Below are 23,797 nucleotides of genomic sequence, written 5' to 3'. Positions count from 1 at the left end.
GACGTGTTACTTGCCGTAGATATCGAAGGCGAAGTACTTGTCCTGGATTTGCTTGTACTTGCCGTTTTCGCGGATGGCAGTGATCGCGGTGTTGATCTTGTCTTTGAGCGCGTCACCCTTGCGAACCGCGATACCTACACCGTCGCCGAAGTATTTGACGTCAGTGAAGGCTGGTCCCACGAAGGCAAAACCTTTACCGGCTTCGGTCTTCAGGAAACCGTCATCCAGCAGCGTAGCGTCTGCCACGGTACCGTCGAGGCGACCGGCAGCCACATCCAGATAAATTTCGTTCTGCGAACCGTACGGCTTGATCTCGGCACCCAACGGAGCCAGGACTTCGCGGGCGAAACGCTCGTGGATCGAGCCACGCTGCACGCCGATGTTCTTGCCTTTGAGCTCGGTCAGGTTGTCGCTGACCTGAGTGCCGGCCTTCATGACCAGGCGAGCCGGGGTGTTGTAGTACTTGTTGGTGAAGTCCACGGACTTCTTGCGATCTTCAGTGATCGACATCGACGACAGAATCGCGTCGATCTTGCGCACCTTGAGTGCCGGGATCAGACCGTCGAACTCTTGCTCGACCCATACGCACTTGACCTGCATCTGCTCGCACAGGGCGTTGCCGATGTCGTAGTCGAAACCAACGATGCTGCCGTCCGGTGCTTTGGAAGCAAACGGAGGGTAAGCCGCTTCGATACCGATTTTCAGAGGTTTTTCATCGGCGAAGGATGGCATGGACAGCACGGCGGACAGTGCCAGGGCGCCAAGCAGCACGAGTTTCTTCATCTTGGGACTCCATCGGTAAAGGGCTAAAACGGCAGAGTGAGCGACAGCCCAATATGCGAATGGGTGGAACCGGAAAGCGTTGCTGCGTCCTACATTGCGTGTGCGAAATTTCAACACAGACAACGACGAGCGAATGATCGGCATTCTAACGACAGGCCCGAAGCCGATATTTCTTCAATGCGACAACTAGTTACAGAAGCACCGAGAAAGCCGTTTGGGCACGTTGACAGCCTTGCAAAATCATGCAAAGGCAAAAGAGGGTAAACCGATCTATGTAGCAAATTGCGGGCCTATTATTGGCAAACCCTTCTAATCCGGCAAGCGTAGCGTGGGGTGTTATTTTTCTTTGCTGTTTTTTCAGCCCGCTCATGAGGCTTTGCGTTTCCCAATGCCCCGTATCGGCGCGAGCGGTTACACATTCAGTTACTTGAAAACCGATGGGTAACAGTGGGAAAGCACCTACAAGGGAAGCCGATAATTATTGGTTGTTGTTTATGCGGTGTCTGGGCGTTCCCCTTCGCGGGCAAGCCTCGCTCCTACAGATTCAGAGCGATTCCTACATTTGCGTACGACTCAAATCTGTAGGAGCGAGGCTTGCCCGCGAAGAGGCCCACCCAGACAACACAAAACCATCAGGCAATAAAAAACCCCACCAGACTCACACCTGGCAGGGCTTCGATGACTCCAAACGCTACTTACGCAACATTCATCGTCTTGTGCGTATCAATCAAATGCTGCACCACACCCGGATCGGCCAGGGTGGAAATATCCCCCAACCCCTCATATTCAGCCGTCGCAATCTTGCGCAGAATCCGGCGCATGATCTTACCCGAACGAGTCTTCGGCAGCCCCGGCGCCCACTGGATGACATCCGGCGAAGCAATTGGACCAATCTCTTTGCGCACCCAGTTTTTCAACTCCAGGCGCAGCTGTTCGTTCGGCTCTTCGCCACCGTTCAAAGTGACATAAACATAAATGCCCTGCCCCTTGATGTCGTGCGGCACGCCCACCACCGCTGCTTCAGCAACTTTCGGGTGAGCAACCATCGCGCTTTCGATCTCGGCAGTACCCATGCGGTGGCCCGAGACGTTGAGTACGTCATCCACACGACCGGTGATCCAGTAGTAACCATCGGCATCACGACGAGCGCCGTCACCAGTGAAATACATGCCACGGAAGGTCTTGAAGTAAGTATCCACGAAGCGATCATGGTCGCCATATAGCGTACGTGCCTGGCCTGGCCACGAATCGAGAATCACCAGGTTGCCCTCGGCCTCGCCTTCGATGATGTTGCCCAGGTTGTCCACCAGGGCCGGCACCACGCCGAAGAACGGACGTGCCGCAGAACCCGGCTTAAGGCCGTGAGCGCCCGGCAGCGGGCTCATCATGTTGCCGCCGGTTTCGGTCTGCCACCAGGTATCGACGATCGGGCAACGGGACTTGCCAACATTCTTGTAGTACCAATCCCAGGCTTCCGGGTTGATCGGCTCACCCACCGAACCGAGCAGGCGCAGACTGCTGCCATCGGCGCCTTCTACAGCGGCAGTGCCCGAGGCCATCATCGCGCGGATCGCGGTCGGCGCGGTGTAGAGGATATTGACCTTGTGCTTGTCGACGATCTTCGCCACCCGGGTGATGTCCGGATAGTTCGGCACGCCTTCGAACAGCAGCGTGGTCGCGCCGTTGGCCAGCGGGCCGTAGACGATGTAACTGTGGCCGGTGACCCAGCCGACGTCGGCGGTGCACCAGAAAATTTCGCCCGGACGGTAGTCGAACACTCGCTCATGGGTCATGGCCGCGTACAACAGATAGCCGCCCGTGGTGTGCTGCACGCCCTTCGGCTTGCCGGTGGAACCGGAGGTGTACAGGATGAACAGCGCTTCTTCGGCGCCCATCTCTTTCGGCGCGCAAACGCTGCCGGCCACCTTCATCAGATCTTCGTACCAGATGTCGCGGTGCTGGTTCCACTTGATGTCGCCACCGGTGCGCTTGCACACGATGACTTTCTGGATGCTGCTGGTTTCCGGGTTGGTCAGCGCGTCGTCGACATTGGTCTTGAGCGGGATCTTCTTGCCGGCACGAATGCCTTCGTCGGCGGTGATCACCACTTTCGAGCGGCAGTCGATGATGCGGCCAGCCAAGGCTTCCGGCGAGAAACCGCCGAACACCACCGAGTGAATCGCGCCGATCCGGGTGCAAGCCAACATGGCGACCACGGCTTCGGGGATCATCGGCATATAGATAGTCACCACGTCGCCGCGGTGCACATCCTGGCCACGCAGCGCATTGGCGAACTTGCAGACTTGTTCATGCAGTTCGCGGTAAGTGATGTTGCGGCTTTCGGAAGGGTCATCCCCTTCCCAAATAATTGCGGTTTGATCGCCGCGCTCGGCCAGATGACGGTCGAGGCAGTTGTAGGAAACGTTCAGGGTACCGTCGGCGAACCATTTGATGTCGACATGGTGATCGTCGAAGGAAGTCTGCTTCACCGTGGTGAAAGGCTTGATCCAGTCGAGGCGCTTGGCCTGCTCGCGCCAGAAACCGTCTGGGTTGACGACCGACTGCTGGTACATGGCCTTGTAGGTCGCCTCGTCAGTCAGCGTATTGGCCAGAACCTCGGGACGAACGGGATACAGAGAAGCCGCACTCATCTTTCTTACCTCGGTGGAATAGTTGTTTTTGTATAGCCTCGTTTTAGCCGGGCCGCGCCTATAGAACCATTCGACGATGGTAGTAACAAGCCCATACAAATTGCCCTGAATAGCTCTATCCCGCCCCCCGCCTCTCCGTTTTTTTGTAGGAGCAAGCTTGCTCGCGATGGTCGTCAACGATAACGCGCCCAACCTGACACCCTGCGGCGCCCTCCGGTTTCTCGCGAGCAAGCTCGCTCCTACAGTGAGGTTGATCGTTCCCGCGTAGCGCGTTGGAACGATCAACAGAAGAGATTATCCAGGGATTGTTACAAGATCTGTCAAAGGTGTTTATCAAAAGCACATCTATATGAACGTATCCCCCACGCCTAAAATCTGCCTCGCCAACCCGGCAACCTGAGTTAACCCAGATACAGCCCCCACGAAGGCAGTTAACCCAAAACCAAGTAATGCAGTTCCACACGCAACCCCAAAAAGGTTGCGTGACCCCATTCGACCTTAAGAAGGTAAAAATCAGATGAAAGCTTTATTGGTTCTGGCCCTCAGCAGCCTGTGCTTGACCGCCATGGCAGACGAGGTCCCGACTGATGTCGCGCAGCAACAACCGGCAGTTGAGGATTACACTTACTCAATGCACCTGGACATCGCCAAAGTTGTTTCCATGAGCGAAGCTCCCAATGTTTGCGAAGTTGTCCCGATGAAAATGGAATACGACGACTCCAAAGGTCAACGCCACATTCTGCGCTACAGCGTCATGGGTAACGGCTGCTCCAGCGGCTGATCAGACTGCACCGAATCGAGCTGTTTCAGCGCAACGTTGAAGGTCGATTTCAGCCCGGCTTCGGTCGGGCTCAGTTGTGTCTGGAGTCGTCGAAAAACGATTCGAAACACAAGATGTAGTGAAAAAAGCCTTTTTTTGATCATTTCTTGAACAAAACTGATTTCAAGCGATTTTTGCGAAAAAAAATCTGCACCCGCCAAAGCCCTATATTCCCTAGCTCCAACCGAAAAACCTCCCTCCTCGACCGCTCCATGCGCGGATTCGCCCCACCACGACCGCAAAAATTTCCATATAATGCCGGCTTAAACGGGCCTGCAATATTCCCTTACAGGGATGACAGCCAGTCTGAAGCCCACGCCGAAGTCCTCATCGATTTCTGCGCCCGTCAAAGGCTCTCGGACCCCGTACAAAATTATGTTTATTTGCCTGCGTGTACCGCTGCAAAAAACGCTATCCAATGCGGCCAGTACGGTCGTGTGAAAACCAGACCATCATTTTCACACGGGTAAACTGGCCCTCACGCAGGAGACGACACGTCATGCTGAGCTGGGACGAATTCGACAAAGAAGACACGGAAGTAGTGACCAAGAGCGCCAACGCCGGCCACGCCACCGAAGCCAATATGGACCGTCTCGACAGCGCCGGCGGTGCCGCCGCCCTGGAAGCCCGCGCCGTGACTGCCTCTGACTCCGTCGCCGTCGCCCGCGCCAAGGCAGCTCTCGACTCCCTCGACGTCGCCGAAGGCCTCGCCGAACTCGAAGGCGCCTCCGCCCGTGTCGCCGTTGACGAAAAGCGCATGATCAACTGCCGCGCCGACCTCAACCAACTCGTGCCATTCAAGTACGACTGGGCCTGGCAGAAATACCTCGACGGCTGCGCAAACCACTGGATGCCGCAAGAAGTCAACATGACCGCCGACATCGCCCTCTGGAAAAACCCGGAAGGCCTGACCGACGACGAGCGCCGCATCGTCATGCGCAACCTCGGCTTCTTCTCCACCGCCGACTCCCTGGTTGCCAACAACCTGGTCCTGGCCGTGTACCGCCTGATCACCAACCCGGAATGCCGCCAGTACATCCTGCGCCAGGCCTTCGAAGAGGCGATCCACACCCACGCCTACCAGTACTGCATCGAATCGCTGGCCATGGATGAAGGCGAAATCTTCAACATGTACCACGAGATCCCATCGGTCGCGAAAAAAGCCACCTGGGGCCTGAAATACACCCGCTCGATCTCCGATCCGAAGTTCGAAACCGGCACCGTCGAAACCGACAAAGAACTGCTGCGCAACCTGATCGCCTACTACTGCGTTCTGGAAGGCATCTTCTTCTACTGCGGCTTCACCCAAATCCTCTCCATGGGCCGCCGCAACAAAATGACCGGCGTCGCCGAGCAGTTCCAATACATCCTGCGCGACGAATCCATGCACCTGAACTTCGGCATAGACGTGATCAACCAGATCAAAATCGAAAACCCGCATTTGTGGGATGCCGAAATGAAGGAAGAAGCGAGCCAGATGATTCTGCAGGGGACTCAGCTGGAGATTGAATACGCACGGGATACCATGCCTCGTGGGGTGTTGGGTATGAATGCGGCGATGATGGAGGATTATCTGAAGTTCATTGCTAACCGTCGGTTGTCGCAGATCGGTTTGAAAGAGGAATACCCAGGGACCACTAACCCGTTCCCTTGGATGAGCGAGATTATGGACTTGAAGAAAGAGAAGAATTTCTTTGAGACGAGGGTTATTGAGTATCAGACTGGTGGGGCTTTGAGCTGGGATTGATAGTCGAAATCAAGCAACTTAAGATTTCTATCAGTATGTAAGATTCAAAAAAGCCTCGACTTTGTCGGGGCTTTTTTTATGCCAAACCTCATAACTTTCTTGCACCTACTCACCTGCGGCTCACTTCGAAAACGCCCATCCTATAGAAACGCAACACGCAAAATGCCATCATACCCAGACGCTTAGAGCGAATACGGCAAATTAGAATATCCAATACTTAACCTGAGTATATTGCTCAGCAAGCAAGCGGGGGTTTGACAGACATGCTGGAGGTAAGATTTTATGACACCTATTATTTTTGCAATATCATAAAAAACATCCTTTACTACCCCGATGATTACCTCAGAATGCTGAATGAATTCTATGGTGATGGACGCATCTATTTTAAAGTAGGAAAATTTTGTAAATTCTCTGCCTTACACGAATTTATTGAATTTATAATTCAAGATGTTTATTACGACCAAGCAGACGATCCTGCCTTAGCCAGAAAGAAGAGCATACTGGAAAACCTTCAAGAACTACCTATTCTTTTGCAACACATGAAACCAAGCATGTTGCCAATTGAGCGCGCACTTGAATACCACAACATGAAACATCAAAGTTTCGAAGCATTCCTCAATAAGCTAGGAAAAGACTTTATCAATAGCGATATTGATGACGTCTATGAATTCATCCACGAACTTCGAGAGGATGGTGTCTTTGACCAACTCATCCAGCACATCGCAAAAGAAGTGTTTCATGTACTATTCCAGAATCGCGAACTAAGCAAAATCTTCAATATTATGATGGCAAATGCTCTGCAGAGGGAAGCTAGCTACGAAGCCGTCCCCAAAGAACTGGAAGAACTCTTTTTAAAGCCTGGCATATTGAAACGCGCAACCATTCCCAAATGGGTCCGCCGTGCAGTTTTCTACCGTGACAGAGGTCGCTGCGTACTTTGCGACAAGGATTTATCCGGCCAAATAAATCTAGAAAATCAAGAAAATTATGATCACATCGTACCGCTAGCCAAACACGGTCTTAATGACATCTCAAATATTCAACTACTTTGCGAAGAATGCAATCAAATTGAAAAGCACGCCGGGGAAGCCGTAACATCCAACAAATACCAGTCGTGGTATAAATACTAACCCCCCAAACTTAGTTGCCGACACGGGAGAAAGAAATGCACTTCATAAAATCAATAAAAATAGCAATAATAAAACCATCTTCGCAAAAGGAGAGTCAAACTTAGCATATAGATAGCAGGATCTTAGCTAGTACCTGCCATGCATGCTACAACCGGGAGCCTATCACTTTTTAGGACTCCCCTTTTAAGCATCAAACTACATACATTTTCGTGTCACTTTATGCGTTTTCAGTCAACCCCACTGGCGATACGCGAATATCACGATAAAGCTCTGGTTCTTTGCCTTGAATTTTTTTACACACCACGGCGTAAACAACCGAGGCAATTTTATTTGCCAATAACGGCGGCACTGCATTTCCGACCTGATGAAACTGCTGTGTTCGATTACCTTGAAAAAAGTAATTATCAGGAAAAGTCTGAAGGCGCGCAGCCTCTCTTACTGTCAAGCTCCGACATTGTTTAGGGTCATAATGGATAAAATAGTGACCATCCTTAGATATATGACTAGTGACAGTCGTTGCAGGCACCCCTCTAGTTGAACTCTGAAACGATCACTAAACTTGCCACTTTCCCAGTTCTTATGAGCAGGTGCAAGACCTGATAGGCTAAACTGTTGATGCCCTTTCGGAGAGGTTTTATAGGCCCGAGCATAAACACTAGCAAACATGTATCTACGCAAATCTGAAGACATGTGCCCACGAGCATCGTGATTCAGCCAATACTTTAGATTATCATCGCGATACCATCGGTCCAGATTTTTATCGCCAGTTCTTCCATCTCCCTTACGGCGGGCTACTCGAAGCGCCCCAACATCTAAAGAGGTTGAAAAAAGTGCATCACGCGCAATTTTCATCGCAGCATCAAGTTTCGGCTCTACTCTGCCGTCAACTTCAGATCTCAGCTGATCGAGTTGGTTTGCAACTTCTGTATACCAAGCTTCGCTGTCATCACGCTGCTTGGTCAGTCGGCTTCGCAGCTCAGGGAGATCATCTAGAACCTGCTTCGTGCTGACCCGTCCATTAATCTCGGGAACGCATCCGTACTCGGGGATGTTCCCCGCATCATCCAAGGCGATACCTATTAAGATTACCCGATGCCTAGCTTGGGGAATGCCATGCTCCTCAGATTTAATTATAAAGCCACGAGAATCCACCTTATTAACATCGTCACCAGGACCAAAGGACTGACCAGTCACGAGAGAACAAATACGATACTTTCTACCTGATACAGGGTCACCAAGAGCCTTGTTAGGATCAGTAAGGTCCTGCAATATTTGCGTGAATATACTTTTCCCGGCAATTTTCGAAGATAGGATGCCCTTTACATTTTCCATCACGAAAACTGCAGGTTTTCTTTCTTTGATGATTCGCAGATATTCTTTGTAGAGGAAATGGCGATGATCATTTTCTGCACTGTAATCGGCTTTTCCCAGATTTCTTGATCGACCTACGATTGAATAGGCTTGACAGGGAGGACCACCAATCAGGACCCAAGGTCGATCTTCGAGTCGATCGTCGAGAATCTTATCGAGTTCTACGTCACCTTTTTCCGACCCCAAAGTGATGCACCTAGCCTCTTGTTCAGCCTCAAACCACAGGGGTTTGCTTAAATTACTGAAAGGAGTCTCGCTAAGGCCGTTGCAAAAATCGTAGTAATCGCAAAGCCGATCAGGCTGCTTCAGCTTCAGCAACCTATAGAACGCTCTAAGCTTTAGCGTCTCCCGAGCAATAGGGTCCATTTCGGCTGAGACCACGATTTCGAACCGAGCTCCATCACCCGAGGAGGCAAACCCCTCGCCAAGCCCTCCTGGACCCGCAAAAAGATCGACTATCTGGATTGGCTTCGAAAGCTCAGTGCTGCAATCGGTAGCTGTATCTCGGCCTAACGGCAAATTCATCTGGGGCTCAGTCATGGACATAGTCAGTAAAGAAGTCAGATCTCGAATGATGGCCGCTATTCGCGGCAGCGATACATCTCCCGAGATGAAGGTACGGAAGCTTCTGCATCGGCATGGCTTCAGGTATCGATTGCATTCTCGGAAGCTTCCTGGTCGACCAGACGTAGTGCTTCCTCGCTACAACGTCTGCATTTTTGTTCATGGGTGCTTCTGGCACAGACACCCTGGATGTCGCTACGCCACAACCCCTCGGACCCGTGAAGAATTCTGGCGATTGAAATTCGACCAGAACGTGAAACGCGACCTTAGGAACAAAACCGAACTGCTACAGGAGGGTTGGCGCGTCTTCGAGCTTTGGGAGTGTGGTATCCGCGGGCCTGAATCAGAATTGAACTGGCTTCTGGAAGCCGTCCCGGATTGTAATCAAAAATACGTTTCCTGGCCCAACTTTCCTGTGCCGGTTAGCTGATGATCTGTCATAGCAGATAACTGATTTCTTCTAGCTCAGCGCTGCAGGCTACACCTCGCCATCATGAAAATACGTTGTGTATTCGTCCCTCCACGCGGATTAGCAGGTGCAGAAATACTTGCGCTTCGTGATGAAAATTTTTGTAAGGAGTGCCTCCAAAAAGTCAAAGCACTGTGCTTGAACCAGTTTCGCAACGACTCATCATCGACCGGACTAAATAGAGTCATGCTGGGTCCATACGCACCACCACTGTCTATTAATATGCATTTCATACTCTTAATCGCCGCAATCACTCAAGCATGACTCGTTCCGTTGAACGGATTGAGAATGTCTCGGGCAGGATCACTAGCCAAGGCAATGCGCCAGCTGCCAGTTTTCAGCCAGTCGGAGTGAATGATCACGCCTTCAAAAAAGCCATCCATTTTGCATGCCTACCGGCGCTATGCCACTATTCATGCGCAAAATCTGCGACGCCGTTAGGCGTCTTGCCCCCCGAATTGCACGAGAGTAGGGAAGCCAATGTCTAATATCAGTATTGACCCAGCGTACGATCTTTGCAGAACCTTCATTGAAAGGTGGCGCCAGAGAGGCAAAAGCTGGGAAGAGCTTCCCTCTCTTGGAAAGACGCCAGAAGACCTAAACAATTGGTTCCTTGAGCAGGAGGAGCTGCAGGGGTGGCCCTCGTTGGGAAGCAGCCCTGAAGAAAGAGCACTGCGTTGGCGTGAAATCATCAACGCGAAACAGCTTGCCGAACAGAGATCTCTTGTCGCTACCCGTCCGCTAGTAGTTGTAGGTGCCGAAGAGGCAGAGCCAGACGTGCAGGTTCCCAGCGACCCACACAGTGCATGGCAGCTTTACCGAGCGCACTTGCACAAGCAGGATTGGAACGAAACGTCAGTTCAGAATATCGAAACAGCAGCCCTTAGAGTTCTTCGCTATCTTCGCACCGACACCAGCAGTCGGGGCCCAGTGAAGGGCTTAGTAGTAGGTCATGTGCAGTCCGGGAAAACGGCAAACATGGCTGGCCTAATTTCCATGGCTGCCGACCATCGCTGGAACCTGTTCGTCGTATTGACCGGAACCTTAGAGAACTTGCGTATCCAGACACGCGAGCGCTTGATCAAAGATCTCTTTCTCCCCGGTAATCTGAACTGGAAATCGATTGATCACCCTTCCAAGGACAGCCCGTACGGCAACAGGGCGGAAAATATGCAGTTCGAGCCTGGACGACCTGATCGGCATATGATCGTTTGCCTGAAGAATCCTTCTCGCTTAAAGCATCTTATCGAGTGGATCGAAGCTCATAAGGTCGCGATGAAGCAGATGCGGCTTGTAATCATCGATGACGAAGCCGATCAGGCAGGCATCAATACCGGGCAAGTGTCGAAGGAAGAGCGCTCGAAGATTAACAAGCTCATTCTTCGACTCGTCAACCTGCCTCTGCAGAGCGTCAACTACGTTGCTTACACCGCGACCCCTGCAGCAAATTTCCTAAATGAAGGGCCTGGGAAGACGTTATATCCTGAGGATTTTATCGTAGCCCTTGAGCAGTCAAATGAACATTTCGGCCCCGTGCAGATTTTTGGCCATCTTGAAGCGGGGCGAGATCCACTTGGCATTGTTCTCGATGTGCCGAAGGATGACTTGGGAAAAATAGATGAGCTACACCATGGAAAAAAGACAGAGTTACCCGCTACGCTCGAGCGAAGCTTGCTGTGGTTCCTCTGCTGTGTTGCCACAATACGCGTAAGTGGAGCCCGAAAACCTGTCAGTATGCTTGTGCACACCAGTTCCAAGCAGCTGCACCATACAAATATGGAGCGCGCGGTGCGGGGGTTCCTTGATATCTGCGCACAGACCTGCAATGTCGATGAAGCTCGTTTCCGGTCAGAATGTTCGTTGCTATGGAATTCCGTAACTTCAGATCTAGACAGACTGGATTTCTCGGAACGTTTTCGTGGCTATGGTCGGCTTGACACGATCAATGAGCTTCCAGATTTCAATACTATTTTTCCTGAAATCAAGGCCCTGCTGCTGAAAATTACAGCGATTGAGCTCGACGATCAGCAGGAGCGGACTTACCACAAAGGAATTCATATCTGCGTAGATAACTGCGCAAATAACGGTATAAATGACGAAAATGAAGTCCGGCGGCTTTTTTATCCGGACGCATCAGATCAACTTGACTTCGCTTCAGCATTCATTGTGATTGGGGGTGGCACCCTTTCCCGAGGGTTAACCATTGAAAACCTAGTCAGCACATTTTTCCTGCGCGCCTCTGCTCAAGCCGATTCACTGATGCAAATGGGACGATGGTTCGGATATCGACGAGGCTATGAGCTCTTGCCTAGGATATGGATGCCTTGTGAAACCAGAGAACGGTACGAGTTCATGACGATCGCTGAGGAAGATTTACGCGACGATCTAGAGCGATTCATGCACGGAGGATCCCGACCTTCCGAGTTCGGCCCAAGGGTACGCGTGCATCCTCGTATGGCCTGGCTCAGACCAACCGCTCCAAATAAGATGCAGAAAACCGTCACGGCGGACTTCGACTTTTCCGGCATAAACCGCCAAACGACTCTCTTTCACGACGGAGACCATGCAGAGAAAATATTGAACAAAAATCGTCTCCTTACTGAAGCCTTTCTTAGGGATCGCAACAAGGACGGCGAAAGAGGTAACGGCAACAGTCTTGTCTGGCGGAATGTGCCTGTCGCGGAAGTGGCGGGGTTCTTGAGTAGTTTCGAGTTCCACTCTGGCAACCAGTTTTTTTCGGACATCACCCCCTTTTTAAAGTGGCTCGAGCAACATGAAGCTGATGCGGGGTACAACTATTGGAACGTAGTTGTGGCCGGGAACTCCGGTAAGAAAAGGTCTTGGGAGCTACCGGGAGGGGTAATAGGACTGGTTAACCGAAGCCGAATCGTCACGGCCCGTTCGGATGATGGGGTGTCCATCGGTGCTTTGCGCGACCCGAGAGATCTGCTAGCTGATGCCAAGCTTCCTGATGGATTTAAGGCTTCAGATTCAAATTTCGATAATGGTGAGATCGACAGGATGCGAGCCTCAGGCGGGGTAGGAGGTATTCCGCAGCTCCTTTTCTATTTGATCGACAGCGTCAGTGAGTATTCTCGGGACGTATCCTCTTTGAAATCAAATAGTAGGCGCCGCGACTCTCTCAACGCTGCGTCGGACATCGTAGGCGTCAGTTTGTGGCTACCAGGCGGTGAAAAGAAAAAGCGGACCTATGCAACGCATCTCACGGTAAAAATTCCTCCGTCGCTTGTCAGCACAGAAGACGATTTGGACGATACCGGAGCTGAGGTATAACCAATGAAATACTATGGTTTGCCATTACAACCCATGCAGGAGTCGGGGGCTTTTTTACTCCGCGCAATGCAGAACGAAGAAATGCCCCGTCTGGACCTCCTTATCCGAGAGTCTGTGCAGAACGCTCTGGACGCTGGACGCGCTAGAGCCTCTAACGCGCCAGTACAAGTAGATTTCAACCTGCGTGAATCGTCCACCCAAGCTATTGCATCGGTCTTTGGCGAAGGTATCGATGTGTCGGCTATATATGATCGATATGCCGACAAAGAGACGATGCTCGAAATCCGCGATTCGATGACGGAGGGTTTGACAGGGCCGCTGACTTTTGGCTCGGTTGAAGGTGATGCACCTCACGGCAATTTATTGAAGCTCGTATTCGAAATTGGTCGAACTCGACGAGATAATGCGGCCGGCGGATCTTGGGGACTTGGAAAAACCTGCTATTTCCAGATGGGCTCGGGCCTTGTTATCTACTACAGCCGCATCAGGTCCGGCGAAGGTTTTGAAGAACGCCTTGTAGCTAGTCTGGTTGAGGACGAAACACGGACTGATCGACTTCAGCAGGCAAGTCGAACTGGAATAGCATGGTGGGGGCAGAAGAAGAGTTGCGTCCCGTCACCTCGCCAGAGCAAATCCATCTAGTTCTCGAAAAGCTCGGTGTTGAACCCTTTATTGGAGATATAACGGGTACATCAATCCTCATCCCCTTTCTCCGGAAAGATCTGATCCCTGCGTTTGACAAAGAAAATGGACCGCGACCTTGGTGGTACCAAAACTACGAGACATACATTCGCATTGCCTTGCAGCGCTGGTTTTGTGCCCGCATCGATAACCCGGCTTTTATAGGAGGGTCATATCTTGCCGCGAGGGTCAATGGTCAGGCTATTTATCAACGCCAGATGCTCCCCGTTTTTCGCGCAACTCAATCCCTCTATAACCGCGCTGTGTCCGAAAATGTTCCAATCAACGATTATTTCTCCCAGCAGGGGGTTCAGTCAGAAAATATAATTCGCAAGCATATTTTTTTGCGCAATGAGTTCCTCGATGGTGGATCTGCCGGCCTACTAGTTGCAGCACTACTTACGGCGGAGCAACTGGGCATGGGAGCGCCCCACAACAATCTAAGCCCTGGTTTATGTGTATTCGGCCACTGTGAAACTGCGGCTCCGTATCGCCCTATCGTGACTTTTATGCGAAAACCTGGAATGAGTATCTGCTGGGATGACAGTACAGAAAGTCGAGGTTGGGCTGGAGGTTTCTCGGGTTCACCAGACGGGTCGCATATGATTGCTCTCTTTGTTCCTCAGCCTGACAGACTTTTACAGCCTTCGGACCAGCGTGGCTACGCTAGATCTGCCCAGCATTTAGAAGGATATTTGCGCAGCTGTGAACGAGCCGACCATGCTGCATGGGTCGATATAAGTGGCATGCGAATCGTCGAAAAAATCCGTACCGCATGTGGCAAGACTCTCAGAGACTTCGGTCTGCGCCCTCCTGCAAATTCAACGGTAAAGCCATCGATTCGCATGGCCCGGAATCTTGCCGACCTTCTACTTCCGGCGCGAGGGTTCGGTTCAGATGGCAGGGGTGGTAAAGCGGCGCCTTCATTAAAGCACTTCGACACAGAGAGTGGTCCGCGTCGCGTCTCTCTGGCAGGACCGGTACTTGAAATTCAAGATGTCGCATATGTCGCAGACGGCCTGTCGATCGGTTGGACTCTCCTTTGGGGTTCCGAAGATTCGAAGTCACCAAGGGAAATTTTTGTTGAAGTAGATTCAGAGGCAGGCCCTATTTCAGCAGACGCATGGGCCGAAAGTGGTCTGGGTCAATTTCCATTCCATCTTTTGACAGGCAGTCTGGCCGCCGTTGATCAAGGGACAGCCAAGCTGGGGGGAAACGTCACGGAAAAGAGCACGAATAAGCTGCTCATTTACGCCAACCTGTCCGAACAACCCTCTAATGTGAAAGGCCATCTCATGATGAAGGTCGTCACCGTTGCAGGGAAAACGCTACGGCCGATCTTTGGCGTAAGAGCATCGAAAAAAGCGGGGAGTGGATTGTGAGCAGCCCCTTGGCGCTTTACCGAACACTACCTGCCAACTTGCCTGAAGACTTCTGCCTCAGCACCCGTTATGGATTCACATCCAGCAGCGGGGAAGATCCTGGCGCAAAAGCGATTTCCGAAAATCAATATACGCTTGGCACAGACAGTGACTGGAGTGCTGACACCCACGACCTAGTTGTTCGCTGCTCCATATCAAAAACTCGATTACTACAGCAACTGTTTGAAGACGGAGGTCTTGCCGCAAGCGATGGAGAGTTGCTCCTAGCCTTAGAATGGACTTCGGCAGACTCCTGCTGGCGTACGCTTAGTCAGCCATTTTTATTGACAAAGCAGAATTTTCTCTCTGGTGAGGATACAGCCGAGCTTATCCTTCATTTGCCCGCGAGTAGTATACGAGGAAATGGACTGGTAACGGTCCAGCTGCTTCTGGGTCATCCCGGTAGCAACGATATTTTAGTTGGACTCGCCAACCAGCGCGGCTGTCGTCTAGGGCCGCTGACTCTGCCGATTGAAATCGTCATTGATGGGGATGGCTCATTGTTCCCGGTTCAGGAAGAAGCTTTAGGTGCAGAAGGCGCCCTCTGGGAGATGAGAGCCACGTGGAGTGACCCGAGAGATGAACCGTTTTCCAGCGGTTACGTAGCTCTGATATTGAACAGAGATCACGAGCTTTTCGACCAATTGCGAGAGCGCCGTACTGAACCGAATCGACAGAGCCCGCTGATGAGACAAGTTGTATCGTCTTGGATTGCACTTGTTATTCATCAGGTCAAAATCGACTTGGGGTCTGACTTCGACTCCATTCTGAATCATTATGGGCAGTCAGACGATTTTGCGAGTATCGCGGATGCTGTTGCTGCTTTCATTCGCCTAGGTGAATTGGATACCGGCTCCCTTAGCTCCCTTTTTGCAACGACACAATGCTGGTTCGACCGCCGGATCCGTGAAACGGGGATTTCTAAATGACCTTCCCTACGCTGAACTTGACTCTGTCTCGACGTCGTTATGAAGAAATGGTGGTAAACAATGAGTTTCTTCCGACTGGGTTGACGGCCGAACAGCAACGACTTCGAGGTTTGCTTTTGGCGGAAATACCCTTCTACAAGGATGGCAGAGATAAGAAGTTGGGAGCCGGCCTTTACGACATTGAAGTTGGGAATATCCTCTACAGAATTCTTGCTTCAGAAGGCATGAGTTTGCGCACAGCTGCGGACGATGGCTTCTGGCGATTCCTCTCCCTGAAACTAGTTCCTGACTTAGTGAAAAGCCGATGGGAAAATGGCTCTGCGGTTCGTTACTGGCAGGGCCGTAGCCGCATCTGGCTTCGAGCCACCTGGTGGACTGTGCACCTCACGTGGCAAGGGACAGAAGAGGCGACCAAGGCTGTTCTCAAAACCGTAACCACCGATACAGTGGTGCAGTTAGTGGAACGACCAGGTAGATCCGGTTTCAGAGTCGAACTCACACGCTCACTCTTCATGGAGCGCTATTTGCGGAAACCATCTCAGGATCAGTTTCGCGCAGTGATGAAACTGAACACCGCCAAGGTACTGGTTGTTGAACCTTCCTGCTGCGAGGGAGGTTTGGAGGGCTACGCTAAAGCGTTATTTAACGAGGCAGGTTGCCTTGATACCAGACTCCAACTTAAAACGGAGAAATAGATGGATCTACTTAGTGAGATACGCCAAGGCTTCGCTAACCTAGATCACAGCGGACGGATGCTGCCTATCGAAGCTTTACCCGACACCTGTCCGGCATGGATTTTTAGAGAAGGGGGAGTTTTTGGAGTAGCAATCGAGTTGCATGTCGACATAAGCTTATCCGAAGGATTCGCCGGGGCTCACCTAAGAACAGTCGAACGCCTTGTGGAGGGCCAAGTTAGACGTTTCCTAAGGCTCGAATCTTCAACCGAATGGTTGCGAAATGAATTCGGAGTTATCTGCGAGCATATGGTTGCGGCAGGTAAGGAAAATGTGACAAGACAGGAGTTAGTTGGAGATCCTTTGTCATGGTGGGAACGCTGGCGGCACCTGATGGGAAACGCGCTGGTAAACCGCAGCAGTTACGACACGCTGGCCGAGCTGCTTGCAATAGAAAAACTGATTGATCAAGGCTTGAACTTCGACTGGCGCGGACCTTTCGGCGGCGCAGTCGACATACATACGGACGCCGCGGGTTATGAGGTGAAGTCGACGATCAGCCGTTACGACACGCGTATCCACGTATCAGGACAATTCCAGCTCGCGCTTTCCTCTGGAAAACCTTTAAATTTGCTCCATTACCGTTTTGAGCCTGCTACTTCGGGAGATTCGATTGATGCGGTATGCAAACGTCTGATCGACGCAGGGGTTTCGAAGAAGTTGCTAGAGGATGCGCTATTGCGTTGCGGACTCGAGGCAGGTTGCTCTGCACGAAAGGAGTCTTTCAACGTTCTAGAGGCGCTGCTCTTCCATGTAAACGCGGATTTTCCCAAAATTACGCCTGATAGTTTTCTCGCAGGAGTTCTCCCTGCGGGGGTAGTACACGTAGAGTACCAAGTGGACCTGTCTGGGTTGGCCCATCAGCAATTCTGATGCAATGGGGCGGGCAAAATGCCAAAAGCGAAATCAAACAGCCCGCATTAAGACATTCTCATATCTACATTCAGATATGAGAATGTCACTCTGCTTTAACTGGCGTCCAGCCGAGCACCTGTAGGATTACTCAAAAATATACATCCACGGCTGTCTTAATCGAACTCAATATAACCCTCTGGCTGGAGCCAAAGCTCAGAACATAGTCGATAGTGAAGTGCCTCGAGCGTTTGGCTCCGGACACCAAAAAGTATTTCCAATTTCCACAGAGACAATGATAGGCCGATCGCAGCGTGTGTCGGCAATTCGTCCCCCTTTACCGTAACCTCAAACGTACCTCGTTAAATTTAAACTTACTGCAAAAAAAATGATGAACGTTTTTGAAGGGTTGACCGACCGTCATTGAACCCCTAGGCTCTTAATTCGGCGCCTAAGAAACGCCTCAACCAGAGCGGTCCTCCGCACCCGACAGTCATGCGGCTTTTTTTCGCCTGCGGTTTCTTTACGCCTGCGAGAAAATCCCCGTTATGTCGGGAGTGGGCGAATACAAGACCCGAAAGGGGAATATGTCCGGCCCGTCTCTGGTGGGTTTCTTAGCTCCCGACACCCTTAACGAATGCCCTAAGAAAGCAGCCAGAGGTAAAGGAAATGCCTGACTATCGAACCTTCACGATGAAGGTGACTCGCCGTTCCCGCCGTTCGAATCCCGTGCTTCCGCTCTTGGAGGTACGCCATGCCTGAGCCACTTGTACCGACTCTGTTCATTCGCCATAGAACTCACCTGCATGCACTTTTGGTGGAGAACCAACCCTGGTTCTGCGCCCATGAGCTGGGTCGTTTGATGGGTGAGTTTCTTGACGAGCGCATGCTGCGCAAGCTCGACGCTGATCAATGGCAGATGATGTTTATCGAGACCTACGGCACAGCCGAAGAACGCTTGGTGGTGAGTGAATCCGGTGTGTACGCGCTGTTGATCTATCACTACTGCCCCGAGTATCGACAACTTCGTGAGTGGCTGACGCGTCAGGTGGTGCCTGCCTTGCGTGATGCCCGACCGTTGCGGTCCATCGAGCGTCCGACGTTGAGTGTGCTGAGTTGGCCGCAGATGTCACTCAGCATGCTGCACTGGCAGGATGAGCCGTGGATTCGGTTGCGGGATATGCCGTGTTTGCTGGCGGGTGATCAGTTCAATCGGCGTGAATCGTGGTGGCGGAAGGTGTCGCGATTGATGCGCGGATTCTGATTTCGTCCACATAAAAATCCGCTGTTTGATTTTCAGGCAGCGGATTTTTTATGTTGGCATTCGCCAATCCGCGCAGCGCGGTTTACCTGATGTACCGCGAATGCTCGTTTTGGGGCCACTACGTGACCCAGCGGGAGCAAGCTCCCTCGCCACAGGTTGGTGGTCGGCTTGAGAGGGGCGGTGAGTTTGGGAATCGCGAGCAGGCTCGCACACACGGGGATCTGCGGCGGGTTTGGAAACATCAGTATCCCGCCCCCTCATAACCTTGCCGAAACCACCCGTACACCATACTGAGGAATAATCCCGTCCGCTGTGACCAACTCCAGCCCTTCCGCCTGAGCCTGGGCAATCAACATCCGATCAAACGGATCGCGATGAATCTCCGGTAACTTGCCCGCTTGCTGTCCATGGAATAGCGAAATCGGCAGTTTGGTAAAACCCTCGTCCTCAACCAGCGCCTCTAGATCCTCTGGAGCCTCTAGCATTCCTTTCGCCTGCTTGATCGATATCTCCCAGATCGAAGCGGCGCTCACCAGGACCTGATTACGTGGCTCCCCAATCATTTGTCGAGCAACTACGCCTAGCGCAGGATCATCGGACAACCACCAAAGAAACGCATGAGTATCCAATAACAAGCGCCTCATAGGCTGCCCTCAAATCCATCAATGATGTCCTCGGGGTCTTGTCGAAATCCGCAGACATCCGAATCTTCCCTTCAAACGCCCAGGCTTGCGCACCCGAGGTGTATCGACATGAGGCAACAGATCCAGGTAAGGCTTGCCGGCCTTGGCAATCACAACCTTGTCGCCGTGCCATGCACGTTCTGCAAGTTGGGAGAGTTGGGATTTTGCTTCGTGCATGTTTACTTGCACCAGTTCATTCATATGGCACCTCGATAGAGTTAGCTAAGCTAGACTAAGCTGGTGATTTTCTGAAGGCAAGGTATCGAGCTGACCGTCTGTCAGGCAGATCCTCCGCATTGCAGAACAGACAACGCGCTCACGCCTGTAAAAGCGGCGAGTCGCAAAAGCACTTCGCTGCCATCCTGAGAAACAGCGACAACTCCTAGCGTCATTCGAGACACATCCTACAGCCACGACTTATCCGGTTCGTTAACGTCGCGCAGCCCTTTCCAAGGGCTACCGAAGGACGAACACACAAGGACAGTCAGTGGCTGACACTACGGGCATCAAGGTTAGAAACAAACCGACGGGAGACGGGCATCACGTCACCTACCGCGTTATGTCGGCCACTGAACTGGTCGAGCGGGAAGCCAGACAAAAAGTTTGGGACGACATGCTTGCAAGGCAAGACGCCTTCGAACGCAGCCGTAAAGTCGTCGAGGAAAAGCAGAAAACACCTCCAGCCGGTTGCGTCTTCGCCAAGTCCTGCAAGCTGCCGGACGCAATCATCAACTACTCCAATGCTTCGGGAATGGTGCCGACCGACAGCCTTGAGGACTACGGCGAGATCGCCTGGCTCGGTGCTCGTGAGGTTGACGATGTTGGGCTGCTGAATCTGCAAACGATCAGTGGCTCCACCCTTTCGCTTGGCCTCGGCAACTTGCACTTCGCGCTCCAGCGCTCGTCGTCCCGGTCATAGGCGCGGCGGCTGCACTCGGCGCTGCAGCAACGGCTGCATTGGCCGGCGTGGTCGCGGTGTTCTGGACACCCAGCCTCGGCGACAGCGCCATCTACTCCGAAGACCAACTGCGCGCTCTTACACAGGCTCGCACCCGCGTGCGCCTACAAGTCGAACAACAGGCTGACGGCAGTCTCAAAGGCTACGGCTTCTACACCGGCAAGAACCGTGACTGGGAAATGGTCGATGTGGTGCAGATCGCTTCGCGCGGCAGCGAATATGTCGCTGACCTCGGCGAAGGTATCGAACTGATCTGGACCCCTGCCGTCGACGGCTCCGACATCCTCGGCATCCCCAAACTGGAAGCCGCCCCGCAAGCACCGCACATCTGGGTTTACCCGCCCACGAAACAGGCTGACGCCATCATCGTGAATCCCATCTATCCGCCTGAGTACAAGGATTTCATTCTTGTGTTTCCGGCGGGTTCGGGCGTGAAGCCGGTTTATATTGTGATGAGTGTTCGCGGCAAAGGCACTGCCGAAGCTGGCCATGCGTACCATCCTGCTCCAGAAACAGAGGACATAACTGCATTCCCCGACTTGAAGAGAGCAAAGAAGAAAACTCCTTACAAGGGCGGTCTCCGGGATCGCTGGATTGATGTAAAGGGTAGAACTATATACGAGTGGGATTTCCTCCACGGTGAACTGGAGGCGTATCGCGCAAGTGACGGTAGCCACCTTGGCTCATTCGATCATAAAACCGGTGAACAACTGGATCCCCCAAAAAAGAATCGAAGCATCAGGAAATATCTATGAGGGCTATATGGGACTGAAAATTAGACTTGAATGGTACGACAAGGAAACTGCGCTTGGCGAAGGAGAAGAGTTGTCGCAAGATTTTGGCGATGATGGCTCTGTGATTGAGGCTCTTGGCATGCCTATCGAAAACAATATGAACAACGGTGGTTTTGACGTTGCCCCTCATTGGGTCAGCACGCTGCAACCCCACTTCCTCCATAGCATTCGAATGTCTTTCTATGATTACCAAGTGGCGTTCATCTATCGTGACAAATGGTAGTTCAGGGAGTGGGACAGCCAACACGGGACAGTCGAATTTTATGCCAAATAAGGAAAGCACTTAGGCGAGTTAAATTCTGAAACGGGGAAACAGACCAAGCCTGCCAAATCTGGTAGAAAAACCTAAAGAAATGAGGGATTACAGCATGCGGCACCTCGTAATAACTGGCTTTTACCCCGATGAGAAGCAGGACGATTCATTGCAGTTCGAACTGGCTGTTAAGGATTACGAACTCAACCAGGCTCTGGCTCAACTGACTGAATCAAAAACCCTCGAAGAATTGGAGCCCGGAGAACTGGAACTTACTGAACATCAGGTCAGACAGGTTGCAGATTTGCTAAAAATTGATTTCCCAGATGGTCTGGAATACTTCATCGGAGCACGCGCAGGCGCCTAAAAAATCCAGCACAAACAAAAACCCCGACCGGTCACCTGATCGGGGTTTTCGTTTATTAATCGTTTCCGATTAGTGCGAAATACGATTTACCTGATGTACCACGTTTTCTGTTTTTGGGGCCGCTTCGCAGCCCAGCGGGAGCAAGCTCCCTCGCCACAGGTTGGTGGTCGGCTTGATGGCTGCGGTGAGTTTGAGAATCGCGAGCAAGCTCGCTCCCACAGGTTTGGTGGGTTGCCATCGATTCGCGGTGTGTTGAAAACAGTGAGTGCAACCCGCCCCGCCTCCCGCTATTAATACCCTTCCCCCTCACGGACCCGCCCCCCGCCATGAAATTCGACCTCGCCTACTGCCTCAGCCTCGACGAAAAGCTGTCGATCTATGACGTGCGCGATCTCAATTTCGACGAGACCATGGCGTTCGATTCCGCCCGGGAGCACTTCCAGTGCCCCAACGATGCCTGTCGTTTGGCGTTCGATGTGGCAAATGGGTTGGGGACGTTCAATGCCAAGAATGTGAATTACGTGCGCACGCCGCATTTCAAGAATTTGCCGAGTACGCGGCATGTAGAGGGTTGTCCTTATGTGAGCCTGAAGGCGCCGGCATCGGGTGTGGAAGTGGATGGGGCGGAAGCGGACGGCGGTCGTGAGGAGCATTTTCCGTCGGAGTTGTTGCTGGCCCGACGTCAGTATGTGCGCAAGCCACGCAGCCCGGCGGTGGTGGCGGACGTTGCGAGGGATGAGGCGATAACGACTTTAGTGGACAGTAACGTCGAGCATCCGGCCCAGGAATCGACACCGGACAAGACTCGAATTTTCGCCCATCCGGTGGAGTGTTTTGTCTCGAATTTCGAGGACAAGGAGTTGCTAAAGCGCATGCCGCTGAAGATCGGTGAGCACGCGGCAACCTACGGGGCGTTTTTCAAGAGGATCGAGTATCTGCAGGACAACAAGGGGCTGATTTATTGGGGCAGGATCAAGGAGATCAAAGACTACACCCAGAGTTTTCGTATCGATTTCGAGAAGAAGGTCTGGTTCGAGAAGAAGCCGTATTCAGTCAATGTTTACCTGAGCAAGAAGCTGATCGACACCTACCGCAAGCGCAAGGCGTTTTTGGAAGAGATCAAGCATGCCATCGAGAGTGGGCGGGAGTTGTATTGCTTTTTTTATGGTGTTCAGCCTGAGTTGAAGCAGGTGCCGAGCAAAAAAAACCCCGAGCAGACGTTCGGGGTGTTCAGTGCCAATATTGAGAATCTGGATCACTTTATTGTGCGGGAGGCGCCGGGATTGGAGGGTTAGGAGACCGGCTCCCAGCGTTATTTCAATCGCTCATTGCTCTTGGCGTCTGAGTTGATCTTCGAACGCCCATATTTCCCGTTTCACTTCCATACGCCGTTTAAGTGCGGCTTGAATGCCGGACTCATCAAGGCCAGCGTATCGACGCAACCAGTGAGCGACCATTTCCTCATCGGGGTAGTAATAGTCCTTGCGGCCTTTGCTGCTTCGGGGTGTGTCATTCATATCGCCATCGAAACGTCCGGCTGAAAATTCATCCGAAGGCAAGGTCCCCCATTCAGCGGCGCAATCTTCGAAAACCCAGGCGATTTCATTGATATGTTTTTGCGCACCACGATGGCCACGTTTGTAAAAGACGTACTCGCGGCAACCCTCCTGGAAACGTTCCATCATCAGCTCGGGATCAACCCAGCGAAGAATGTCGTGGTTCCCGGCATGCCGGATTAGCCCCTCCACCCAACGGTCGGCAAAGCGTCGAACGAAACCTTCGACATCGGCCTTTTTCGCGTCCGCGAAAATCATGCAATAACGGGTTTGCACATGGATGACGTACAACACATGTTTGCGCTGCACCGTGGTGGCGTGAACCAGCCACTGTTCAGCGAATTCACTCGCCTCATCGTCCTCGATAACGGGCGATGGCGGTTTCTCCACCGGAGTGATTTTTTTGCCTTTGTGCACACGGCTGAAGAAGTTACTGGCGGCTTCGCTGCAGTTGAAGATCAGCATCCGATTCTCTG

General features: G+C 52.2%; 24 protein-coding genes and 1 pseudogene. 17 read left to right on the top strand and 8 right to left on the bottom strand.

Annotated elements, in window-relative coordinates:
• Positions 1-6: 6 nt before the first annotated feature.
• On the bottom strand, positions 7-783 hold the full coding sequence (locus CES87_RS07610; RefSeq protein WP_128605644.1) for an ABC transporter substrate-binding protein: 777 nt from the start codon (positions 781-783) through the stop codon (positions 7-9).
• A gap of 695 nt (positions 784-1,478) precedes the next feature.
• Positions 1,479-3,434: an acetate--CoA ligase gene (gene acs, locus CES87_RS07605; protein ID WP_128605643.1), complete on the bottom strand. Its 1,956-nt coding sequence runs from the start codon at positions 3,432-3,434 to the stop codon at positions 1,479-1,481.
• Positions 3,435-3,951: 517 nt separating this feature from the next.
• Here acs and CES87_RS07600 point away from each other — a divergent pair.
• The 3 genes from CES87_RS07600 (at position 3,952) to CES87_RS07590 (ending at position 7,131) form a co-directional block, all read left to right on the top strand.
• The gene (locus tag CES87_RS07600) at positions 3,952-4,215 is read left to right on the top strand and encodes a DUF2790 domain-containing protein (protein ID WP_128605642.1); all 264 of its coding nucleotides are present in this window, start codon (positions 3,952-3,954) and stop codon (positions 4,213-4,215) included.
• A gap of 538 nt (positions 4,216-4,753) precedes the next feature.
• Entirely contained in the window at positions 4,754-6,001 is a 1,248-nt protein-coding gene (locus CES87_RS07595; RefSeq protein ID WP_128605641.1) for a ribonucleotide-diphosphate reductase subunit beta, read from the top strand.
• A gap of 347 nt (positions 6,002-6,348) precedes the next feature.
• A complete protein-coding gene (locus CES87_RS07590) occupies positions 6,349-7,131 on the top strand; it encodes an HNH endonuclease (RefSeq protein ID WP_218196258.1) in 783 nt (260 codons plus the stop codon).
• Between the two features lie 217 nt (positions 7,132-7,348).
• Here the strand turns inward: CES87_RS07590 and CES87_RS34195 are convergent, their stop codons facing one another.
• Together CES87_RS34195 and CES87_RS07585 are read right to left on the bottom strand one after the other, a co-directional pair.
• Positions 7,349-7,657: a DNA cytosine methyltransferase gene (locus CES87_RS34195; protein WP_322784178.1), complete on the bottom strand. Its 309-nt coding sequence runs from the start codon at positions 7,655-7,657 to the stop codon at positions 7,349-7,351.
• Positions 7,573-9,042, bottom strand: a complete 1,470-nt coding sequence (locus CES87_RS07585) for a DNA cytosine methyltransferase (protein ID WP_322784177.1) — start codon at positions 9,040-9,042, stop codon at positions 7,573-7,575. Before CES87_RS07585 ends, CES87_RS34195 begins: the two co-directional genes overlap by 85 nt.
• On the opposite strand from CES87_RS07585, the gene CES87_RS07580 reads away from it, so the two are divergent.
• A complete protein-coding gene (locus CES87_RS07580) occupies positions 9,041-9,496 on the top strand; it encodes a very short patch repair endonuclease (RefSeq protein WP_128605640.1) in 456 nt (151 codons plus the stop codon). The genes CES87_RS07585 and CES87_RS07580 overlap by 2 nt on opposite strands.
• A 293-nt stretch (positions 9,497-9,789) precedes the next feature.
• Here the strand turns inward: CES87_RS07580 and CES87_RS32965 are convergent, their stop codons facing one another.
• Positions 9,790-9,918: a hypothetical protein gene (locus CES87_RS32965; RefSeq protein WP_256590847.1), complete on the bottom strand. Its 129-nt coding sequence runs from the start codon at positions 9,916-9,918 to the stop codon at positions 9,790-9,792.
• A 97-nt stretch (positions 9,919-10,015) separates the two neighbouring features.
• Between CES87_RS32965 and CES87_RS07575 the strand changes: the two genes are divergently transcribed.
• From CES87_RS07575 to CES87_RS07545, 7 genes are all read left to right on the top strand, one after another.
• Entirely contained in the window at positions 10,016-12,829 is a 2,814-nt protein-coding gene (locus tag CES87_RS07575; protein WP_128605639.1) for a Z1 domain-containing protein, read from the top strand.
• 3 nt (positions 12,830-12,832) lie between these two features.
• Positions 12,833-13,471, top strand: coding sequence for a hypothetical protein (locus tag CES87_RS07570; RefSeq protein ID WP_128605638.1), 639 nt, complete (start codon positions 12,833-12,835; stop codon positions 13,469-13,471).
• Positions 13,414-14,892, top strand: a complete 1,479-nt coding sequence (locus tag CES87_RS07565; RefSeq protein WP_128605637.1) for a hypothetical protein — start codon at positions 13,414-13,416, stop codon at positions 14,890-14,892. The genes CES87_RS07570 and CES87_RS07565 overlap by 58 nt, the downstream gene beginning before the upstream one ends.
• Complete coding sequence (locus CES87_RS07560) at positions 14,889-15,860, top strand: hypothetical protein (protein WP_128605636.1); 972 nt, start codon at positions 14,889-14,891, stop codon at positions 15,858-15,860. Before CES87_RS07565 ends, CES87_RS07560 begins: the two co-directional genes overlap by 4 nt.
• Entirely contained in the window at positions 15,857-16,555 is a 699-nt protein-coding gene (locus CES87_RS07555; RefSeq protein WP_128605635.1) for a hypothetical protein, read from the top strand. Before CES87_RS07560 ends, CES87_RS07555 begins: the two co-directional genes overlap by 4 nt.
• Positions 16,556-17,467 carry a PD-(D/E)XK motif protein gene (locus CES87_RS07550; RefSeq protein ID WP_128605634.1) on the top strand — a complete coding sequence of 304 codons (912 nt, stop codon included), beginning with the start codon at positions 16,556-16,558 and terminating at the stop codon, positions 17,465-17,467.
• A 733-nt stretch (positions 17,468-18,200) separates the two neighbouring features.
• Positions 18,201-18,710 carry a Bro-N domain-containing protein gene (locus tag CES87_RS07545; RefSeq protein WP_128605633.1) on the top strand — a complete coding sequence of 170 codons (510 nt, stop codon included), beginning with the start codon at positions 18,201-18,203 and terminating at the stop codon, positions 18,708-18,710.
• A gap of 257 nt (positions 18,711-18,967) precedes the next feature.
• On the opposite strand, the gene CES87_RS07540 is transcribed toward CES87_RS07545, so the two are convergent.
• Together CES87_RS07540 and CES87_RS07535 are read right to left on the bottom strand one after the other, a co-directional pair.
• Positions 18,968-19,339, bottom strand: coding sequence for a type II toxin-antitoxin system VapC family toxin (locus CES87_RS07540; RefSeq protein WP_256590846.1), 372 nt, complete (start codon positions 19,337-19,339; stop codon positions 18,968-18,970).
• A gap of 33 nt (positions 19,340-19,372) precedes the next feature.
• The gene (locus tag CES87_RS07535; protein WP_128605631.1) at positions 19,373-19,594 is read right to left on the bottom strand and encodes a type II toxin-antitoxin system Phd/YefM family antitoxin; all 222 of its coding nucleotides are present in this window, start codon (positions 19,592-19,594) and stop codon (positions 19,373-19,375) included.
• A 286-nt stretch (positions 19,595-19,880) separates the two neighbouring features.
• On the opposite strand from CES87_RS07535, the gene CES87_RS34190 reads away from it, so the two are divergent.
• From CES87_RS34190 to CES87_RS07510, 6 genes and pseudogenes are all read left to right on the top strand, one after another.
• On the top strand, positions 19,881-20,312 hold the full coding sequence (locus CES87_RS34190) for a hypothetical protein (protein ID WP_371858184.1): 432 nt from the start codon (positions 19,881-19,883) through the stop codon (positions 20,310-20,312).
• 47 nt (positions 20,313-20,359) lie between these two features.
• The gene (locus CES87_RS34185) at positions 20,360-21,106 is read left to right on the top strand and encodes an S-type pyocin domain-containing protein (protein WP_371858189.1); all 747 of its coding nucleotides are present in this window, start codon (positions 20,360-20,362) and stop codon (positions 21,104-21,106) included.
• 7 nt (positions 21,107-21,113) lie between these two features.
• On the top strand, positions 21,114-21,368 hold the full coding sequence (locus CES87_RS07525; protein ID WP_128605630.1) for a colicin E3-like toxin immunity protein: 255 nt from the start codon (positions 21,114-21,116) through the stop codon (positions 21,366-21,368).
• Positions 21,369-21,425: 57 nt separating this feature from the next.
• A pseudogene (locus tag CES87_RS34180) lies at positions 21,426-21,494 on the top strand (hypothetical protein); the annotation flags it as partial.
• A gap of 19 nt (positions 21,495-21,513) precedes the next feature.
• Positions 21,514-21,765: a pyocin S6 family toxin immunity protein gene (locus CES87_RS07515; protein ID WP_128605629.1), complete on the top strand. Its 252-nt coding sequence runs from the start codon at positions 21,514-21,516 to the stop codon at positions 21,763-21,765.
• A gap of 326 nt (positions 21,766-22,091) precedes the next feature.
• A complete protein-coding gene (locus CES87_RS07510) occupies positions 22,092-23,060 on the top strand; it encodes a hypothetical protein (protein WP_128605628.1) in 969 nt (322 codons plus the stop codon).
• A gap of 30 nt (positions 23,061-23,090) precedes the next feature.
• On the opposite strand, the gene CES87_RS07505 is transcribed toward CES87_RS07510, so the two are convergent.
• Positions 23,091-23,786 carry a hypothetical protein gene (locus CES87_RS07505; protein ID WP_128605627.1) on the bottom strand — a complete coding sequence of 232 codons (696 nt, stop codon included), beginning with the start codon at positions 23,784-23,786 and terminating at the stop codon, positions 23,091-23,093.
• Between the last annotated feature and the right edge of the window lie 11 nt (positions 23,787-23,797).

Source organism: Pseudomonas sp. ERMR1:02, from assembly GCF_002277815.1.
In the GTDB taxonomy this organism is placed as follows: Bacteria; Pseudomonadota; Gammaproteobacteria; order Pseudomonadales; family Pseudomonadaceae; genus Aquipseudomonas.
Note: the sequence above shows the minus strand (reverse complement) of the source record. Positions and strands in the feature narration are given on the sequence as shown.

Coding starts and splice junctions, on each gene's coding strand:
- CES87_RS07610 (WP_128605644.1), bottom strand. CDS start 783: ATGAAGAAACTCGTGCTGCTTGGCGCCCTGGCACTGTCCGCCGTGCTG.
- acs (WP_128605643.1), bottom strand. CDS start 3,434: ATGAGTGCGGCTTCTCTGTATCCCGTTCGTCCCGAGGTTCTGGCCAAT.
- CES87_RS07600 (WP_128605642.1), top strand. CDS start 3,952: ATGAAAGCTTTATTGGTTCTGGCCCTCAGCAGCCTGTGCTTGACCGCC.
- CES87_RS07595 (WP_128605641.1), top strand. CDS start 4,754: ATGCTGAGCTGGGACGAATTCGACAAAGAAGACACGGAAGTAGTGACC.
- CES87_RS07590 (WP_218196258.1), top strand. CDS start 6,349: ATGCTGAATGAATTCTATGGTGATGGACGCATCTATTTTAAAGTAGGA.
- CES87_RS07580 (WP_128605640.1), top strand. CDS start 9,041: ATGGACATAGTCAGTAAAGAAGTCAGATCTCGAATGATGGCCGCTATT.
- CES87_RS07585 (WP_322784177.1), bottom strand. CDS start 9,042: ATGACTGAGCCCCAGATGAATTTGCCGTTAGGCCGAGATACAGCTACC.
- CES87_RS32965 (WP_256590847.1), bottom strand. CDS start 9,918: ATGGATGGCTTTTTTGAAGGCGTGATCATTCACTCCGACTGGCTGAAA.
- CES87_RS07575 (WP_128605639.1), top strand. CDS start 10,016: ATGTCTAATATCAGTATTGACCCAGCGTACGATCTTTGCAGAACCTTC.
- CES87_RS07570 (WP_128605638.1), top strand. CDS start 12,833: ATGAAATACTATGGTTTGCCATTACAACCCATGCAGGAGTCGGGGGCT.
- CES87_RS07565 (WP_128605637.1), top strand. CDS start 13,414: ATGGTGGGGGCAGAAGAAGAGTTGCGTCCCGTCACCTCGCCAGAGCAA.
- CES87_RS07555 (WP_128605635.1), top strand. CDS start 15,857: ATGACCTTCCCTACGCTGAACTTGACTCTGTCTCGACGTCGTTATGAA.
- CES87_RS07550 (WP_128605634.1), top strand. CDS start 16,556: ATGGATCTACTTAGTGAGATACGCCAAGGCTTCGCTAACCTAGATCAC.
- CES87_RS07545 (WP_128605633.1), top strand. CDS start 18,201: ATGCCTGAGCCACTTGTACCGACTCTGTTCATTCGCCATAGAACTCAC.
- CES87_RS07535 (WP_128605631.1), bottom strand. CDS start 19,594: ATGAATGAACTGGTGCAAGTAAACATGCACGAAGCAAAATCCCAACTC.
- CES87_RS07525 (WP_128605630.1), top strand. CDS start 21,114: ATGGGACTGAAAATTAGACTTGAATGGTACGACAAGGAAACTGCGCTT.
- CES87_RS07515 (WP_128605629.1), top strand. CDS start 21,514: ATGCGGCACCTCGTAATAACTGGCTTTTACCCCGATGAGAAGCAGGAC.
- CES87_RS07510 (WP_128605628.1), top strand. CDS start 22,092: ATGAAATTCGACCTCGCCTACTGCCTCAGCCTCGACGAAAAGCTGTCG.
- CES87_RS07505 (WP_128605627.1), bottom strand. CDS start 23,786: ATGCTGATCTTCAACTGCAGCGAAGCCGCCAGTAACTTCTTCAGCCGT.